The 17,845-nt window shown below is 71.2% G+C and carries 12 protein-coding genes and 1 pseudogene; 3 read left to right on the plus strand and 10 right to left on the minus strand.

The window, feature by feature from the left end; translation table 11 throughout:
* Positions 1-245: 245 nt before the first annotated feature.
* The 9 genes and pseudogenes from ACFOW4_RS06850 to ACFOW4_RS06890 form a co-directional block, all read right to left on the minus strand.
* Positions 246-588 (minus strand): annotated as a pseudogene (locus ACFOW4_RS06850) (alpha-1,6-glucosidase domain-containing protein); the annotation flags it as partial.
* 1,098 nt (positions 589-1,686) lie between these two features.
* Positions 1,687-2,019: a hypothetical protein gene (locus ACFOW4_RS06855; RefSeq protein ID WP_377525518.1), complete on the minus strand. Its 333-nt coding sequence runs from the start codon at positions 2,017-2,019 to the stop codon at positions 1,687-1,689.
* Between the two features lie 369 nt (positions 2,020-2,388).
* Positions 2,389-3,132 (minus strand): class F sortase, encoded by a 744-nt coding sequence (locus ACFOW4_RS06860; protein ID WP_377525520.1) that lies wholly within the window; start codon positions 3,130-3,132, stop codon positions 2,389-2,391.
* 58 nt (positions 3,133-3,190) lie between these two features.
* On the minus strand, positions 3,191-3,859 hold the full coding sequence (locus tag ACFOW4_RS06865; protein WP_377525521.1) for a hypothetical protein: 669 nt from the start codon (positions 3,857-3,859) through the stop codon (positions 3,191-3,193).
* Positions 3,860-4,158: 299 nt separating this feature from the next.
* A complete protein-coding gene (gene pulA / locus ACFOW4_RS06870) occupies positions 4,159-9,663 on the minus strand; it encodes a pullulanase-type alpha-1,6-glucosidase (RefSeq protein WP_377525523.1) in 5,505 nt (1,834 codons plus the stop codon).
* Between the two features lie 145 nt (positions 9,664-9,808).
* Positions 9,809-10,525, minus strand: a complete 717-nt coding sequence (locus ACFOW4_RS06875) for a cellulose-binding protein (RefSeq protein ID WP_377525524.1) — start codon at positions 10,523-10,525, stop codon at positions 9,809-9,811.
* Between the two features lie 94 nt (positions 10,526-10,619).
* Positions 10,620-11,288: a hypothetical protein gene (locus ACFOW4_RS06880; RefSeq protein WP_377525526.1), complete on the minus strand. Its 669-nt coding sequence runs from the start codon at positions 11,286-11,288 to the stop codon at positions 10,620-10,622.
* A 132-nt stretch (positions 11,289-11,420) separates the two neighbouring features.
* On the minus strand, positions 11,421-11,810 hold the full coding sequence (locus ACFOW4_RS06885; RefSeq protein WP_377525528.1) for a hypothetical protein: 390 nt from the start codon (positions 11,808-11,810) through the stop codon (positions 11,421-11,423).
* 37 nt (positions 11,811-11,847) lie between these two features.
* A complete protein-coding gene (locus ACFOW4_RS06890) occupies positions 11,848-12,624 on the minus strand; it encodes a hypothetical protein (RefSeq protein WP_377525529.1) in 777 nt (258 codons plus the stop codon).
* A 19-nt stretch (positions 12,625-12,643) separates the two neighbouring features.
* Here ACFOW4_RS06890 and ACFOW4_RS06895 point away from each other — a divergent pair, with 19 nt between their 5' ends.
* Positions 12,644-12,835, plus strand: a complete 192-nt coding sequence (locus tag ACFOW4_RS06895; protein WP_377525531.1) for a hypothetical protein — start codon at positions 12,644-12,646, stop codon at positions 12,833-12,835.
* 468 nt (positions 12,836-13,303) lie between these two features.
* Positions 13,304-13,960, plus strand: coding sequence for a C39 family peptidase (locus ACFOW4_RS06900; RefSeq protein ID WP_377525533.1), 657 nt, complete (start codon positions 13,304-13,306; stop codon positions 13,958-13,960).
* 58 nt (positions 13,961-14,018) lie between these two features.
* On the opposite strand, the gene ACFOW4_RS06905 is transcribed toward ACFOW4_RS06900, so the two are convergent.
* On the minus strand, positions 14,019-14,675 hold the full coding sequence (locus ACFOW4_RS06905) for a DedA family protein (protein WP_377525535.1): 657 nt from the start codon (positions 14,673-14,675) through the stop codon (positions 14,019-14,021).
* Positions 14,676-14,924: 249 nt separating this feature from the next.
* Here ACFOW4_RS06905 and ACFOW4_RS06910 point away from each other — a divergent pair, with 249 nt between their 5' ends.
* Positions 14,925-17,786: an aconitate hydratase gene (locus ACFOW4_RS06910; RefSeq protein ID WP_377525536.1), complete on the plus strand. Its 2,862-nt coding sequence runs from the start codon at positions 14,925-14,927 to the stop codon at positions 17,784-17,786.
* The last annotated feature ends 59 nt before the right edge of the window (positions 17,787-17,845 follow it).

The following is a 17,845-nucleotide window of genomic DNA, read 5'->3' on the forward strand; positions in this document are numbered from 1 at the left end:
TCCACCGTCACCGACAACGACCCCAAGAACTGCGTCAACGTCAAAGACTGCCACGCCTGAACGGCAGCGCAGTGAACAGCCGAACCGTTGACGGCATCGGCTGAGGCGAACCCTCCGGCCCGCCCGGGAACGGTCCAACCGGATCGGACCCGGCGGGCCGGAGGACCGCCGCCAGGAGAGACGAGCCGGCCCCCTGCCGCGTTACCGCGGGAGGGGGCCGGCCACTGTGTACTACTGCCGCACGAGACCGCGACGCTCGGCGCCGGCACGGTGAACGTGCCGGTGGCCGCGTCGATCGTGGCCGTCTGCAGCACCTCGTCGGCGGAGGTCCGCAGCACCGGGTACGGCGCCACGTCCGCCCCACGCAGCGCGGTCAGTTGCTGCGTCGCCACGCCCGGAATGGCGTTGAAGACCGTCACGGACCTCCGGCGCCCGTTGAAGCCGCGACCGTCAGGCGCCCTGGTGAGCGCGCCCGGGGGGTCTACGCCTCGCCGCAGAGCGGGAAGGCGCCCGCTGCTGCACCTGCTCCGCGGTGGTCAGCCCGGACACCGGCGAGCAGGCGCAAATCTTCAGCAGCTCGGCGTACCGGGCGTCGCGGCCGCTCGGTGCGGGCGGTGACGAAGCCGGTCCCCTGCCCCGCCACGGGTAACTCAGCGCGAGCACCTGCATGCGAGACCGGCCCGCCGCCGAGGTTGCCGACCAGCCCGACTTTGATCAGAACGTGCTGGAGCAGCCGCGCGAGCTGCTGGGCCGCGATGCCGATGACCTCGTCGCCGGAGCCGACGCCCCAGGTCAGCCACGCGACGGGCCGGGCGGAACGCGGCCGACGCGGACGGACCCACCCGCTCGGTGCGCCGCGGAAGACGGTTGGTTGGCAGGCGTCACCTGGCCTCTACGCACCGGCATGCCGACGCTGGCCCCACCGTCCGAGCGGGTACCCGCCGGCCTGCTCACCGCGACGGCCGAGTTTCAAGCGACGGGACGCGGCGACCAGCACGATCCGGCACCGGATCACCGGTCCCCGCCGGTCGGCTCCAGGCTGGAAAGGCGGAGTGCCGACGAAGGACAGCGCGACCGCGGCCGAGGTGCACGAGAAGCCGTAGGGGGGCCACCACCAGCCCGGGCAGGCGTAACAGCCGGCGACCGCGGGCACGTCGCCGGCGGTCGGCACCACACCGTACCGGTTGAGAAGAACCTCGGCGCCGAGGCCAGTGCCACCCAGCTCCTGATACTGATCGTCACGCAGGGCCGAGGCGGGGTGCCGGCGATGTCGGGTCTCAGGACGTCCGTGAACAGATCGGTGTCGGCACGCGCGTGGACACGTCCGGCTGGATGAGTTGTCGTGCCAGGTAGCCGCTCAGGGCTCAGGCGGGTGGCTCGTAGCGCCGTAGGGATCGGCGGATGCTGGCAAACCGAGCAGGTCTCCACAGTTTGCTGTGCCAACGGACCCGGTGGCGAAGGGTTCGCCGTGGCGGCCGAGGTGGTGTGTGCGTTCGCGGTGAGCATCAGAAGTACGACCAAAAAGAGGCCAGCGGCACGCCACGGGAACCCGTGACCGCCGCTGGCGCTCCTGGCCAGGACGCTGCGGTGGGCTGCCACCGAGCGCGTTGCCGGCATGCTGGCCCACCGACGAGCCGCACGAGCGGGCCCGCTGATGCCGGCACCCTCGGGCGACTCGAGCAGTTCCTAGTCCTCCACGTCCACGTCCACGTCGATGTCGCGGATACAGACGATGATGGTGTTGGGCTGAGTCCTGTTCTCGTTCGTCGCGTCAACATCCACGGACTGCTCGAAGGTGACTTCGCTGTCCTCAATGTCGTTGTCGCTGATGACGTTGGCGGCGATCAGCTCGTTGAGCTGCTCGTTGGTCGCGCAGACGAATCCGTTGCGGTCGTTCGCCCTGTGCTCCCCGTACTCCCCGTCGGACGCGGCGAGCGCGGCGGCGGGCGCAGCGAGCAGCAGTGCGGCGCTTCCCAGCACCACCCCGCCGGCGAGCTTGGTCAGAAACTTCTTCGACATGTCCCTCACTCCCTCCTGGTCGGCTCCGGAAGACGAGCCACTACGAACATAAGAGAGGTTCATGTTCGTTCGGAGTGCTTTCCGGTTTTTGCGGAGAACATGCCTTCGGCTGCTATAAGAGGTCTTAACAAACCTCGGGCAACATGTCGGACGTGCTGACGCGGGGAAGGCTTCATGGACGTCGTCGCGGCGTTCCCACCCAATGCGTAGCCGCCGCGGTACCAGCCGACAGTGGCGGTGCGCAGCGCGAAGGGCAGCAACGGCCCGATGCGCTGCCACAGCCCGTCCGGCACGATCCACGGCGGCTGGCACACGCATCGCGGCCCGACCTCGCAGGTCACCACCTACGAGGGACAAGGAATCGAGAGTTCACGGCGCCAGCGTCGCGAACACCACGATGTTGTCCTTGTACGATTTCGCTGCCTTGTCGTAGCTGCCACCACAGGTGATCACGCGGAGCTGCGCCTTGCCGGTGTGACCGTAGACCTGCTTCAGCGGGAGCTTGGTCTTCGGGTAGCGGGCCACGCCGTCGACGATGAACCGGGCCTTCTTGCCATCCTTGCGGAGCAACTCGATGGTGTCTTTCGGTTTCAGCGCGCCTAGGCGGAAAAAGACCGCTCGCCCGGTGGCGCGCGAGTCGACGTGGCCCACCACGATCGCGGTCCCGGTCTCGCCGGGACTCGGTCCCAGCTTGTACCACCCGGCCGTATGGGGCTGGTTCAACGGCGGGACCGCGATCTGCTGGTTCCGGTCCAGCCCGAGCGGAGTGGTCGGCGCGTCAACGCCGATCCGCGGGATCCTGATGCGGGTGGGTTGCGATCGCGGCATCCCGGCAAACGTCGGTGGGGGAGACGGGCGGGTCGCGGCGGACCTGGAACCGTTCTCGAGGCGGCCGCGCGCACTGCGCGCCTCGCCGCGGGTCGCCCCGGTGGTCGGCAACGCGTTGGCTCTGCTCGGCGTCGGATCTGGTGTGGTGGGCTCGTCCGCCAACGGTGACAGCAGGGACAGCGGTGCGGCGGCGGGGTCGGGCTGTGGTGGCGGTCCGACCGGATCGGGAGCCGTGGCCGCATGCACGATCAATCCTGCTCCGGTGAGCGTGACGAGGACGACCATGACGAGGCCAGCGGCACGCCACGGGAAACCGTGGCGGCCGCCGGCGCTCCTGGCCGCCCTAGGCGACAGTGCCATTGGCCGACCGCCGACGCAGCAGTGCGATGCCACCGAGCACGCCCACGCCCATCATGCCGGCACCGGTCGCCGTCAGAACACCGGTGTTGGTGTCGGAGAACGCGCCGCCGTCACCGGCCGCGACGCCAGCCGCGCTCGGGAGCACCCAGGCTCCGTCCGGACCCGCGTACGCGCCGTCAGCCGCGGCGGTGTTGCCGGCAGGCTGGCCCACCGGTGACCCGGCCCGGCCGAGACTGGCCTCGACCATCGTGAGCAGGTCGCCGAGCAGGTCGGTCTCCACGTCCACCCCGACCTCGAGGTCGCGGATGCAGACCACGATGGTGTTGGGCTGCTGGGTTCTGGTGTTCGACGCCGACTGCGCGGCGCTCAGGTTGAAGGTGACGACGCTGTCCTCGATCGTGTTGTCCTTGACGATATTGGAGATGTTCTGCTCGTTGATCTGCTTGGTGGTCGCGCAGGTAACCCCGTTCCCGTCCCTGTCCTTCAGGTCGAATGTCTTGGGCTTGTCGTCTGACTTCTTCGATTTCTGCCCCTGGCTCGAGGCCTTGGGCTGGTTGGTCGGCCCGTCGTCGGGCGCGGCGAGCGCGGTGGCGGGCGCAGCGAGCAGTAGCGCGGCGCTGCCCAGCACCATCCCTCCGGCGAGCTTGGTCAAGAACCTCATCGACATGTCCTCATTCCCTTCTAATCGGCTCAGGAGGACGAGCTAAGACGAAACGTTAGGCTGATTCATGCCGAACGAGAGGACTTTCCGGGTTTCGTAACATCTCATACGTCTGGTGCAGTAAGTGGCCTGTTAACATCCTTGGGGTGTAAGGAGCGCGGTGTCCGGCCCACTCCGGTCTATCCCGGTTCGGGGCGGACTGGTTGGAGCTCGGATCGGCATTGGCTGACACAGAAGGCCGGCCCCTCCGCCAGAGCGGTGGGGCCGGCCTTCTTCGGGCCTTGTTCGGGTCAGCGCTGCACGAAGACCGCCACGCTGCGCGGCGGCACCCGGAACGTGCCGGTCGCCGCGTCGAACGACGCCGTACGCAGCACCGGGTCCGCGGAGTCGCGCAGCACCGGGTGCAACGTGACGTCCGCGCCGCGCAGCCCGGCGAGCTGCTGCGTGGCCGCCTGCGGGGTGGAGTTGAACACCACCGTCACCGACGTCCACTGTGGGTCCAGGCCCCGGCCGTCGAGCGTCATGGTGAGCACCCCCGGCGTCTCCTGCGTCCCGGACAGCGGGAAGGCCACCCGCTGCTGCACCTGCTGCGCCGTGGCCAGCCCGAACACCGGCGAGGAGGCCCGGATGCGCAGCAGCTCGGCGTACCGCGCGTCGGTGGTGTTGATCGCCGCGCAGTCCGGCACCAGCTTCGGGTCCGCCAGCAACGGCTTCGCGTACGGCCACTTGTCCTGGTTGTCCTGCGCCGGCGGCAGGCCGGCGCCGAAGCCGTTGCCCTGGGCGCAGTCCCACCGGATCTGGTTGAACCAGTCACCGGAGTTGTACGAGTTGCGGTCCAGCGACTTCGACCGCAGCCGCTCGGTGCCGGTGGTGACGAACCCGGTGCCCTGTCCCAGCGCCACCGTGCTCAGTGCCAGCACCTGCATCCGGGAGCGGTCCGCCGCCGAGGTGTCCTGCGGCAGTTTGTACGCCAACGCGTCGTACAGGATCTCGTTGTCGTGCGCGTCGACGTAGGTGACCGCCTCCCCCGGCGCGGCGGTGTAGCCGGCCGGTGAGCCGTTGTAGTCGACCTGGGCGCCGGTGACCTGCCGGCCGGCGGAGTCGGTGAACCGGTAGCCACGCAGGTTGCCGGTGAGACCCACCTTGATCAGGTCGTGGGCGTGCAGCAACCGCGCCTTCTGCTCGGCCGCCGACCCGTTGACCTCATCGCCGTTGGGGTCGGTGTATTGCCCCGAGGCGAAGCCCTGCACCCGTGGGTTGCCGTCGAACGGGCCGCCGCCGCGCACCGCGTCGCGCAGCCGGTCGTTGAAGGTGCCGATACCGGTGCCGGCCATGTTGGCCTGGGTGGCCTGCACGAACCGGGCGTCGTTGGCGACCTCGCCGAAGTTCCAGCCCTCGCCGTAGAGCATGATCGCCTTGCCGTCCACCCCGTCGCGGGCGACGGTCAGCCGGTCCAGTGCGGCGCGGACGGCGAGGATGTTGGCCTTCGGGTGGTGGCCCATCAGGTCGAACCGGAACCCGTCCACCTTGTACTGCCTGGCCCAGGTGACCAGCGAGTCGACCACCAGCTTGCCCATCATGGCGTGTTCCGGCGCGGTGTTGGCGCAGCAGGTCGAGTTCGCCACCGTGCCGTCCTCCAGCAGCCGCTGGTAGTAGCCCGGCACCACCTGGTCGAGCACCGACTTCGGATCGGTGCCGGCCGCGGAGGTGTGGTTGTAGACCACGTCCATGACGACCCGCAGGCCGGCGCCGTTCACCCCGGCGACCATCCGCCGGAACTCGGTGGTCCGCGCCGCCCCGGTCGGGTCGACCGCGTAGCCGCCCTCCGGCACCGTGTAGTGCAGCGGGTCGTACCCCCAGTTGTAACCGTCGGACTCGGCCACCGCCGTGACGCACTTCTGCTGCTCGTCGGAGTCCGGTGGCAGCTTCGCCAGGTCGCAGGTCGGCTGCTTCTGGTCGGCCCGACGCTCGGGGATGGTGGCGAAGTCGAACGCCGGCAGCAGGTGCAGGTGGGTGACCCCGGCGTCGCCGAGCGCCCGCAGGTGCGTCATGCCGGCGGTCGCCGGCTCGGTGAACGCGAGGTAGGTGCCCCGGCGCTCGGCCGGCACGGTGCTGTCGGCGATGGAGAAGTCGCGCACCGACAGCTCGGAGATCTGCGCCTTCGCCGCCGGCACCGCCGCCGGCTTGCGCAGCGTCCGCCAGCCGGGCGGGGCCAGCGCCGCGTCGTTCAGGTCGACCAGCAGGCTGTGCGTCGAGTCCGGCGCCAGCGCCACCGAGTACGGGTCGGTCACCGACGCGGTGACCAGCTTCTGCGCGGCCGGCTGCCACGCCTGCACCTGGTAGCGGTAGTACTTGCCGGTCCAGGCGCGGCTGCCGCGCACCGACCACACGCCGGTGCCGTCGTCGCGGCGCATCGGCACCGTCCTGGGCTGCGCGGTGGGCGAGTCGAACAGTTGCAGCGCCACCGTCCGGGCGGTCGGCGCCCACAGCGCCAGGCTCGGCGTGCGGCCGGTGAAGGTCGGCCCGAGGGTGGCCTTGGTGGCGCGGGCGTACACGTCGTCGAGCACCCCGGGGATCTGCACGCCGGTCGCGGCGAGCAGGGCGCCCTCGGCGTCGCGCTCGGTGACCAGCAACTGCCCGCGCAGCGCCGTCGGCACCCTGGCCAGGTCCCGGCGGTCCAGGGTGAAGCTGCGGTACGACCACAGGTGCGGGAAGGCCGTCCGCTGGGCCTCGGTGATGCCGTTGCGCTGCGCGGACAGCGGCAACGTGGTGTACGTGCCGGTCAGCTCGCCGTCGACCACGCTCACCCCGCCGGCCGGCGCGGCGACCAGGGCGTACCTCTTCCCGTCGGTCGGTCCGGTCTGCCAGGCCACGGTGGACCGGTCGATCCAGTGCGCCTTCTGCTTGCCCAGGTCGGTGTCCTTTCCGCCGCCGGTGGTCGTCGACGGCAGCAGCCGACCCGGGGTGGCGGCGAGCAGCCACACCTCCCGGCCCGCGCTGGCGAAGTCGAGTCGCTGGTCGTCGGGCAGGTCCTTGGTGTCGCCGTTGTGGATGATGTAGTTCAGCCCGGTGGCCCCGGCCGCCAGCGGCACCCGGAACACGGCGCCGAACGCGTCGGTGCCGGTGGGCTTGAGCGGCGCGGACCACTCGGTCGGGTTCGCCGCGCCGTCCCACAGGTGCAGGCCCCAGCCGTCGTAGTTGCCATCGGCCCGGCGGTAGTGGATGACCGCGGTGCCCTCCTCGACCGGCGGGGCCGGCTCACCGGCGGCCGCCTGCCGGGTCGGGTAGATCGCCGGGTCGCCCTGTTTGAGCCAGATCTCCCCGGTCTGCGTGACGTCGAAGCTGCGGTCGGCGCCGACGTCCTTGGTGCCGTTGGAGTCGACCACCAGGAAGTTCACCGTCTTCGCGCCCGGCTTGAGCTTCACCCAGGCGAACCGGCCGTAGGAGTCTTCCCCGGCGAACGGCTGGCCCTTCGGCCACTCCGTGACGTACGCGTGATCGATGTCGCCCCAGGCGTACAGCCCCCAGTCGTCGTACCCGCCGGCGGGACGCTGGTAGTGCACCACCGCCCACTCCCGGGACGCGCCCTGCGCCGGGGTGCCCACGATCGCGGTGGACCGGGCGGTGGCGGTACGGCCCCGACCGTCGCGGACCACCGCCTTGTACTCGACCCGGGTGCCGCCGGCCAGGCCGGTCAGGTCGTGCTGCACGGTGTACGGGGCGTGGTCGGCGCTGCCCAGCAGCGTCCACCGGCCGCCGGCCACCCGGGCCGCGACGGTGACGGTGGCCAGCGGGTCACCGGTCACCTGCGCGGTGACCGCGGCCCGGGTCGCCACCGGAGCGTCCGGAGCCGGAGCGGTGATCGTGACGGTCGGCTTCGCCGCCGGCTGCGGGATGGCCGCGTCGGCCCGGTGCACCACCGCCGACAGCGGCGGCACGGTCAGGGTCAGCTTGCCGTCGGCGCCCGCGGTGGTGTTGTTGTTGCCCGAGCCGCCGTAGATGCCGGTGAAGGTGGCGCCGGCCGACCAGGTGTCCACCGTGACAGTCTGCGCGGTGCCGGCGTTGTTCACCGCCACCACGTACTCGGTGCGGTCGGCGGGGGCGATCCGGGACACGGCGAGGACGCCGGGGCCGTCGGCCGCGTACCGGGTGACCTGCACACCGTCGCGCAGCGCCGGGTGCGCCTGGCGCAGCCGGCCCAGCTCGGCGATGGTCCGGTAGAGCGGGTGGGCCGGGTCGAACTGGTCGCTGGCGTGGGTGCGGTCGGTGCCGAGCAGGTCGTCGTCGAGGTAGTCGGGCACCTTCGAGGCGAACATGTCCTGCCGGGCGTCCTTGTCCCCGCCGGGGCCGGTGAAGCCCTGCTCGTCACCGGAGTAGATCACCGGCTGTCCACGGGTGAGGAACATCAGCTGGTGGGCCAGCTGGTCGCGGCGCAGGTGGCTGCCCGGGTCGGTGCCGCCGCCGGCGATGAACGAGCCGATCCGGCCCATGTCGTGGTTGCCGAGGAAGGTGGTCAGCCGCCCGGCGTCGGTGTCCCGGGCGGCGTAGAGGTCGTCCCGGGCGTACACGTCGGCGAGCGCCTTCGCCGAACCGGCGCCGGCCGTGTAGCCCCGCGCGGCCTCCTGGAAGGCGAAGTCGAGGGTGGCCGGCAGGCCGCCCCGGCGCACGTAGGTCGAGCTGACCTCCGGGTCGGCGCTGTAGACCTCGCCGAACATGAAGAAGTCCTTCTTGCCGGCCTTCTCGGCGGCGCGCTCGATGCCCGCGCTGAACTGCGGCCAGAAGTCGAGGTTGACGTGCTTGACGGTGTCCAGCCGGAACCCGTCCACGCCGATGGCGCCGATCCAGTCGCCGTACGCCTTGGTCAGGCCCTGCACCACCTCGGGACGCTCGGTCCACAGGTCGTCGAGGCCGAAGAAGTCGCCGTACTCGCTGTTCTCCCCCGCGAAGGTCGAGTCCCCGCGGTTGTGGTACATCGTGGCGTCGTTCAGCCAGGCCGGGACCTTCACCGCGGCGTCGGCCGCGTCGACGGTCGGGGTGTACGGGAAGGACTGCGCGTTCACCGGCGGGAAGTCGCGGCTGCCGTCGGCGTAGTTGCGGTCCTCGAAGGCCCGCCCCTGCGCGTCGGTGTACGGCGAGGTGGCTTTGTCGATGTAGGCGTACTTGTCCTCGGCGTACTTGATGACGTCGGCGGTGTGGTTGACGATGACGTCGAGGTAGATCTTGATGCCGCGTTGGTGCGCGAGCGAAACCAGCTTCTTCATCTCGGCGTTGGTGCCGAAGTGCGGGTCGACCTGGGTGAAGTCGGTGATCCAGTAGCCGTGGTAGCCGGCCGAGATGTCGTTGCCGGTGCCCTGCACGGGGCGGTTCTTGAAGATCGGGGCGAGCCAGATGGCCGTGGTGCCCAGGCCCTGGATGTAGTCGAGCTTGTCGATGACGCCCTTGAGGTCGCCGCCGTGGTAGAAGCCCTTGTCGGCCGGATCCAGGCCGGTGCGCAGCCGGTCGCCGGCGAGGCCGCCGCGGTCGTTGCGGGGGTCGCCGTTGGCGAACCGGTCCGGCAGGACGAAGTAGAACTGCTCGGCGCGGGCGGTGTCGGTGCCGGCGGAGAGCAGAGCCTCGGCGGAGGGCTCGTCGCGCCACTGCACGGCGCCGGCCGCGGCCAGGGAGTCGGCGCCGGACGGTCGGGGGTCCGCCGCGGCGTCGAACTGGTGGGCGGCGACCGGTGTGCCGCCGAGGGTGAGAGTGAGCAGGGAGACGAGGGCCAGCAGGGCGGTACGCGGTATCGGCGGGGGTTTCATCGACGGCCTTCCTCTGGTCGCTGATTCGCCCGCACGCTAGCCCTTGCCGAAACATTCTGCAATACCTTGCAAACATGGTCGCAACAAAGCAGCTTCCTTGCGGAAACAGGCATTCGCGACGACGCCGCGCGGTCGACCGTCCTGCTCAGACGCCGGCACAGCCGAAGCTGTCGACCCTGCACTCCGACGGCTTCGTGGCGGCCCGCTCGATGTGGAACCGCAACGTGGCCGTTCCGCCGGCCGGCACCTCCGCTCCGCTCGTGTACGTGAACCCGCCGTCGAACTCCCGCGCCGTCCCCTGTGGCATGCCCTCCACCCAGGCCGTCACCAGCCGCCCACCGGGAAAGCCCAACCGGGCCGTCCAACTCCGGCCGTCGCCGGCAGCATTACTGATCAGCACCTCCCCGATGAACCCACCGTCGAAGGACTGCACCACCCGGTACCGGCCGGTCACCGCCGGCGGCTGTGGCGGCGCCGGCCGCGCCGGCGGCCGGGCCGACACCGACACCACGGCGCCCGCCGAGGTCGGCGACGCCACCGGACTGCGCGTCGGCAGCCCGGTCGCCCGTGGCGACAGCCCCGGCAGCGCTGGCGGCGTCGGCGTTGGCGTTGGCGGCGGCGACGTCGGCGGCGTCGGCGACCCGGCGGTCGGGGAGGCCGGCGACGGCGGCAACGGCAACGGCACCGCGGGGTACGGCTCGGCCGCGGCATCCGGCGCCGGACTGCGCCCCCGGTAGGCGCCCAGCGCCACGACCAGCAGCACCACCATCACGACGACGCCGGCGAACACCACGATCCAGGGCGAGGACGCGACGACGGTCCTGCCACGCGACGGTCGCGAAGCGCGACTGATGCCGGACATGTACCTCCCTCAGCGAGCGTCCGGGAAGCGTAACGATCAGCGGCAACACCGGAAAGTGCAGCCGTCGACACCGGATGGTGCAACCCGCGCCGGCTCAGCCCCGCCGGCAGTCGGTGCCGTTGACCGTGCAGCGGGTCGGCGCCTCGCCGCCATCGTCCGAGCCGAACCACAGCCGTAAGGTGTCGGTCTCGCCGGGGTCCAGCGGGCTGGTGCCGCGCAACTCGTACGACCCGTCGCCCCGGCTCGACACCGAGATCCCCGACTCGCTCCTGACCCGCAGGCCACCGGGGTCGTCGGCGAAGACCAGCTCCACCTCCCAGTCCTCGGGCCGGTCGGAGCCGTTCGTCACCGACAGCACCGCGTCACTGGAGTGCCGATCGTCCACCCCGATCCGGTACGCGGCCACGACCGTCGCGCCGCGCGGCGGCGCCGTCGTCGTCCGGACGGGCGCCGGCACCCGGGTGCTCACCCGTGGCGACGGCACCCGGATGCCGCGCGACGGCTTCGGCGACGACGGGAGCGGCCGTGCCGTCGAGGCGACCGCCGAGGGGGTGGGCGGCTCCGGTGCGGGCGGCGTCGGCAGGAACACCGGCGGCGCCGGCGGTGGCAGCGCCTCATTCTCCCGGGTGCGGAACGACATCAGCGCGATCACCAGCAGGACAACCAACGATCCCACCCCGACCAGCACGACGATCCACGGCACCGCGGCCAGCAGCCTCGTCGTGGTCCGGGCACCCGCTGCCCCGGCCGGACGCACCGCCATAGGTTCCCCCTCCCGACCCGACGCGCCAGAGTAGCCAGCGCAGACGGCGTCGGGAACCGCGCGGACGCCGATCCGACCGAGCGGCCGGTGGCTCACGGAAAACGGGCCGACCCTGCCGGCGACCCCGGTCGGTCAGCCCGTCCGAACGACGGTGCAGATCATCGGGCCGTCGACCGTGGTACGCAGCAGGTAGCGGTAGCGCTCTCCGGGCACCGCGTCACCCCGGCTGTCCAGGAACTCCCACTCCACGGTCACCATGGTCAGCAGCGCGGCGACCGGCTGCACGTCCTCGATCCGGGCGTGGGCGGCCACCAGCTCACGGTCCTGATAGTCGGGTGCGGCGCCCACGAAGGACAGCGCCACCGCCGCCGGCGAGGTGAACGAGAAGCTGTAGGTGTCGGCCACCACCAGCCCGGGCAGGGCGTAACAGCCGGCGATGGCGGGCAGGTCGCCGCTGGTCAGCGCCACGCCGTACCGGTCGAAGAAGTCGGCCAGCGTGTCGAGATCGGTGGAGGCTCTCACGGCGACAGCAATTGCCGCTCACCGTGCCGGTCAAACCTCAACGGGCCGGAACCCTGACCTCGATCTCCGTGCCCAGCCGGGCGTCGGCGGCCAGGCCGAGGTCGTCCCCGCTCCAGAACCGCCCCGGGTCGTACCAGTTCGGTCGCCGGCCGGCGGGCAGCAACCCCATCGCCCCGTAGGTCACCGCGACCACCTCGGCGCAGTACGCCGTCTCCAGCGCCCGGTCCCGCACCACCCCGGCGGAGTCCCCATTGGTCGGCCGGGCGGCGCTCGCGGCTTCGGCGTCGCTCGGCCGGGTGGGACTCGCGGGCCCGGCGTGGGTCGGCCACGCGGCGTCGGCTGCGAACGGGCCGGGCCGGGGCAGCCGTGCGAGCCGGCCGGGTCGGGGCAGTTGCGGGACCCGGCCGCGCACCCATCGCCAGGCCAGCTGGGCGGTCGACGGGAACGGGGTACCGTCCAGCCGCGCGATGGTCCGCAGCACCGCCTGCTCCATCTCCCCGTCCGCCGGCGGGTCGAGCTGGCGCAGCCAGGCCCGCTGCCCGTAGCGGTTGGCCCAGACGCAGACCGCGTCCCGCAGGTCGTGCAGTTGCACGCCGCGCTGGTGGGTGCCCGACCAGAGGTCCGGCAACGAGCGGCCCAGCTCCGCGTGCCACATCAGCGGCGGCATGTCGTCGAGTACGACCGCCATGCCGACGTGGTTCACCGGACTGTTGGTGGTGAACTGGATGGCCCGGTCCGGCACGCTGCGGCCCCGGAACACCCACACGTCTCCGGTGCGGGTCAACTCGACGGCCTCGTCCAGGCTGATGCTCATGACCGTCTACCCTAGGCCGATGCGGCAACGGATGCGGTGGTGGAAGGTCCTCGGGCTGGCCGGCCTCGCCGGCGTCGCGGCCTCCGGTGTGGTGATCGCCCGCGCCGAGCGGCGCCGCCGGGCGTACACCCCGGACGAGATCCGGCAGCGGCTGCGCGAACGGCACGCCCAGGCCACCGGCACCCCGACGTCGGGAGAAGACCCGACCTGACGGGTCGAAACACCCCACGAAATCCGCAGATCTCCCATATCGCCCATTCGGCCCTGCCGGCGGCCTACGTGACCGGAGCGGGCCGGGCGACGCCGAATGCCCGGCCCGGCGCGGACCCGCGGCCCCCGGGTGTCCGGTATTCGGATCCGCGTCCGGTGGCCGGTGCCACCCGGGCGGCGGAATCGGTGACCGATCGGCATCGTTGAACATGGCACCCCCGCGGGTCCCTCCGACCCGGGTGCTCCAGACCCGTCGGGCCGCCGGGAACACCCGGCCAGCCGGCCCGGTTGCACTCCCCGGAGCCACGGCCAGCGGAAACATCCGGCCAGCCTCCACGGTTACAACCCCCGGACGCCCGAGCAGGCCCACGGCCGCCGGGCAGATCCAGCTCACGACCTAACAAGGCCGCGCCCCCGGTGCGTGTCCCGTGCACACCCCGAGCAGAACAGAGCAGAGGAGCACGTCATCATGCGTACCGATCTGATCCGCAAGAGCGCCCTGACCGTCGTCGGCCTGGCTGCCACCGCCGGTGGCATCGCCGCACCCGCCGTCGCGGCCCACGCCGCCGAAGCCAAGCCCGCCACCCAGGCGGCGCAGGGCGAGCGTAAGCCCGCCGGTGAGCGTCAGCTCGGCGTGAAGTACGAGCCCCAGCCCAACTTCTACTACTGCGGCCCCGCCGCCACGCGTAACGCGCTCAGCGTGCAGGGCAAGGAGATCAGCGTCGACGACATGGCCAAGGAGATGCACACCACCGAGGCCGGCACCGCTTCGATCTTCGACATCACGCCGGTGCTGAACAAGGAGACCGGCAAGGACGCGTACCACAGCGTCGAGATGAGCACCCCGCTGGCGGATGACAAGCAGACCGACCAGCTGCGCACCGACGTCGTGCGTACCGTCGACGACGGCCGCGCCGTGGTCGCCAACATCGCCGGCACCACGACCGACACCGACGGCGCCGTCCACTCCTACGAGGGCGGGCACTACATCAGCGTGGTCGGCTACAGCGACGGCGGCAAGATCGTGACGATCGCCGACTCGGCCGACCCCGACAAGGCGTCGTACCAGATGACCGTCGACAACCTGGCCGACTGGATCGCGACCCGTGGCTACGCCACCTCCTGACGATCCGGCGACACCGAAGGGCCGTCCCCCACCGGGGCGGCCCTTCGTCATGTCCGGGTCAGTGTTCGCTGCCGGCGGCGACCGGCTCGGCGTCGTCGGCCGGCTCGGTCGCCTCGAACCGGTGCGCCCGCCGGCGTAGCCACCAGGTGCTGGCGAGGCCGGCGAGCACGGCGAGGACCAGCCCGGCCCAGGAGATGTCCTTGAGCCAGTGCTCGGCCGCCCGGCCGACGCTGAACAGCAGGTAGGTCGTGCCGAACGCCCAGACGAGACCACCGGCGGCGTTGGCCAGCAGGAACCGCCGGTACGGCACGTGCAGCGCTCCGGCGAGCGGGCCGGCGAGGATGCGCAGCAGCGCCACGAACCGGCCGAAGAAGACCGCCCAGACGCCGTATCTGGCGAAGCTCTGCTCGGCGCGGGCGAGCTGCGCGGGGCCGAGATGGCGGGGGAAGCGCCGACCCAGCCGGGCCAGCAGCGGACGGCCGCCGCGGCGGCCCACGGCGTACCCGATGGAGTCGCCCACGATCGCGCCGACCGCGGCGGCGGTGGCCACCCACTCCGGCTCGACCACCCCGGTGGCGGCGAGCAGCGCGGAGCTGACCAGGACGATCTCGCCGGGCAGCGGAATGCCCATGCTCTCCACGCCGATCACCCCGGCGACGAGCAGGTAGACCATGCCCGGCGGCAGTGCGGAGAGCCAGTGTTGTACGTCCACCACCGCCACCACCTCCGATCCGGTGTCGAACCCTACCGGTGGCCGCTCGGGTCGGGGGCCCTACGGGGGCACAGTCGCTAGAGCTTCCTAGGAGGCTAGGGATGGGGTGGGCGCCGCGCGAGTGAGGTTGCGTGGCAAGCAAGACGGACGTACGGTTTTGTTGAGAGTGAGAATCGGCGGTAAGTGTCACCTAACTTGGGTGGTGCCCCGGCCGGTGCGACAGACTGCTCAGGACTACTCACGGTCGCTGGTGTGAAGGAGTACGACGTGGCGAGCCTCGACACCTTCGGTGCGAAGACCCAGCTACGCGTCGGAGACGCGAGCTACGAGATTTTCAAGATCGACAAGGTGGACGGCCACGCCCGGTTGCCGTACAGCCTGAAGATCCTGCTGGAGAACCTGCTGCGGACCGAGGACGGCGCGAACATCACCGCCGACCACATCCAGCAGCTCGGCGCGTGGGACTCCGCCGCCAACCCGAGCGTGGAGATCCAGTTCACCCCGGCGCGGGTGCTCATGCAGGACTTCACCGGCGTGCCCTGCGTGGTCGACCTGGCCACCATGCGCGAGGCCGTCCGCGACCTCGGCGGCGACGCCACCAAGGTCAACCCCCTCGCGCCGGCCGAGCTGGTCATCGACCACTCGGTGATCGCCGACCTGTTCGGCCGCGAGGACGCCTTCGAGCGCAACGTCGAGCTGGAGTACGAGCGCAACAAGGAGCGCTACCAGTTCCTGCGCTGGGGCCAGACCGCGTTCAACGAGTTCAAGGTCGTTCCGCCGGGCACCGGCATCGTGCACCAGGTCAACATCGAGTACCTGGCCCGCACCATCATGGAGCGCGGCGGCCAGGCGTACCCGGACACCGTGGTCGGCACCGACTCGCACACCACGATGGTCAACGGCCTCGGTGTGCTGGGCTGGGGCGTCGGCGGCATCGAGGCCGAGGCCGCGATGCTCGGCCAGCCGGTCAGCATGCTCATCCCGCGAGTCGTCGGCTTCAAGCTGCACGGCGAGATGCCCGCCGGCACCACCGCCACCGACCTGGTGCTCACCATCACCGAGATGCTGCGCAAGCACGGCGTGGTCGGCAAGTTCGTGGAGTTCTACGGCCCCGGCGTGAGCGCCGTGCCGCTGGCCAACCGGGCCACCATCGGCAACATGTCCCCGGAGTACGGCTCCACCGTGGCGATCTTCCCGATCGACGCCGAGACCGTCCGCTACCTGGAGCTGACCGGCCGCGACCCGCAGCAGGTCGCGCTGGTCGAGGCGTACGCCAAGGAGCAGGGCCTCTGGCACGACCCGGACGCCGAGCCGGACTACTCCGAGCGCCTCGAACTCGACCTGAGCACCATCGAGCCGTCCCTCGCGGGCCCGAAGCGCCCGCAGGACCGGGTGCCGCTGGGCAGCGCCAAGACGCTGTTCCGCTCCGCGCTCACCGACTACGTCGCCGAGGGCGACCTCGGTGGCGAGAAGGAGAAGGACGTCAAGCCGGGCGTACCGCGCGAGCGACTCCCCCGCGGTGTGGCCGGGCCCGCCGACGAGGCCAGCGCCGAGTCCTTCCCGGCCAGCGACCCGCCGGCCAACGACTACAGCGACCCGAACGACGAGCCGCGCGACCTGGAGACGGCGGCCGTCGGCTCCGGCGGCCGGGCCAGCGACCCGATCCGGGTCACCAGCGCCGACGGCGTCGAGTACGAGTTGGACCACGGCGCCGTGGTGATCGCCGCGATCACCTCCTGCACCAACACCTCCAACCCGCAGGTCATGATCGGCGCCGCGCTGCTGGCCCGCAACGCGGTGGAGAAGGGCCTGACCCGCAAGCCGTGGGTGAAGACCACGCTGGCGCCGGGCTCCAAGGTGGTCATGGACTACTACGAGCGGGCCGGCCTGACGCCCTACCTGGACAAGCTCGGCTTCAACCTGGTCGGCTACGGCTGCACCACGTGCATCGGCAACTCGGGCCCGCTGCCCGAGGAGGTCTCCGCCGCGGTCAACGAGAAGGACCTCGCCGTCGTCTCGGTGCTCTCCGGCAACCGGAACTTCGAGGGTCGGATCAACCCGGACGTCAAGATGAACTACCTGGCGTCCCCGCCGCTGGTGGTCGCGTACGCGCTCGCCGGCACGATGGACATCGACCTGGCCAACGAGCCGATCGGCGAGGACAGCGAGGGCAACCCCGTCTTCCTCCGCGAGATCTGGCCGAACAGCGCCGAGATCCAGGACGTCATCGCCCAGGCGATCGGCGCCACCGGCTTCAGCGCCGCGTACGCCGACGTCTTCGCCGGTGACGAGCGCTGGCAGTCGCTGCCCACCCCGACCGGCGACACCTTCGCCTGGGCCGACGACTCCACCTACGTGCGCAAGCCCCCGTACTTCGAGGGCATGCAGCAGGAGCCGAGCCCCGTCGTCGACATCGCCGACGCGCGGGTGCTGGCCAAGCTGGGTGACTCGGTGACCACCGACCACATCTCGCCGGCCGGCTCGATCAAGGCCGACTCGCCCGCCGGGAAGTACCTCGCCGAGCACGGCGTGCCGCGCCACGAGTTCAACTCGTACGGCTCCCGCCGGGGCAACCACGAGGTGATGATCCGGGGCACGTTCGCCAACATCCGGCTGCGCAACCAGCTGGTCCCCGGAGTGGAGGGCGGCTTCACCGTCAACCACCTGACCGGCGAGCAGACCTCGATCTACGAGGCGTCCACGGCGTACCAGGAGGCCGGCGTCCCGCTGGTCATCCTGGCCGGCAAGGAGTACGGCTCCGGCTCGTCGCGGGACTGGGCGGCCAAGGGCACGATGCTGCTGGGCGTCCGCGCCGTCATCGCCGAGTCGTACGAGCGGATCCACCGCTCGAACCTGATCGGCATGGGCGTGCTGCCGCTGCAGTTCCCGGTGGACACCACCGCCGAGTCGCTGGGCCTCACCGGCACCGAGACGTTCTCCATCACCGGGGTGACGGCGCTCAACGACGGTGAGACGCCGCGTACGGTGCGGGTCACCACCGACACCGGCGTCGAGTTCGACGCCGTGGTCCGGATCGACACCCCGGGCGAGGCGGACTACTACCGGCACGGCGGCATCCTCCAGTACGTGCTGCGCCGCATGATCGCCAACTGACGCACCGCGTCCACCAGGGCCCCTTCCCGCCTCGGCGGGAAGGGGCCCTGCCCTGTCGG

It is taken from the genome of Micromonospora sp. GCM10011542 (genome assembly GCF_042650685.1).
Lineage (GTDB): Bacteria > Actinomycetota > Actinomycetes > Mycobacteriales > Micromonosporaceae > Micromonospora.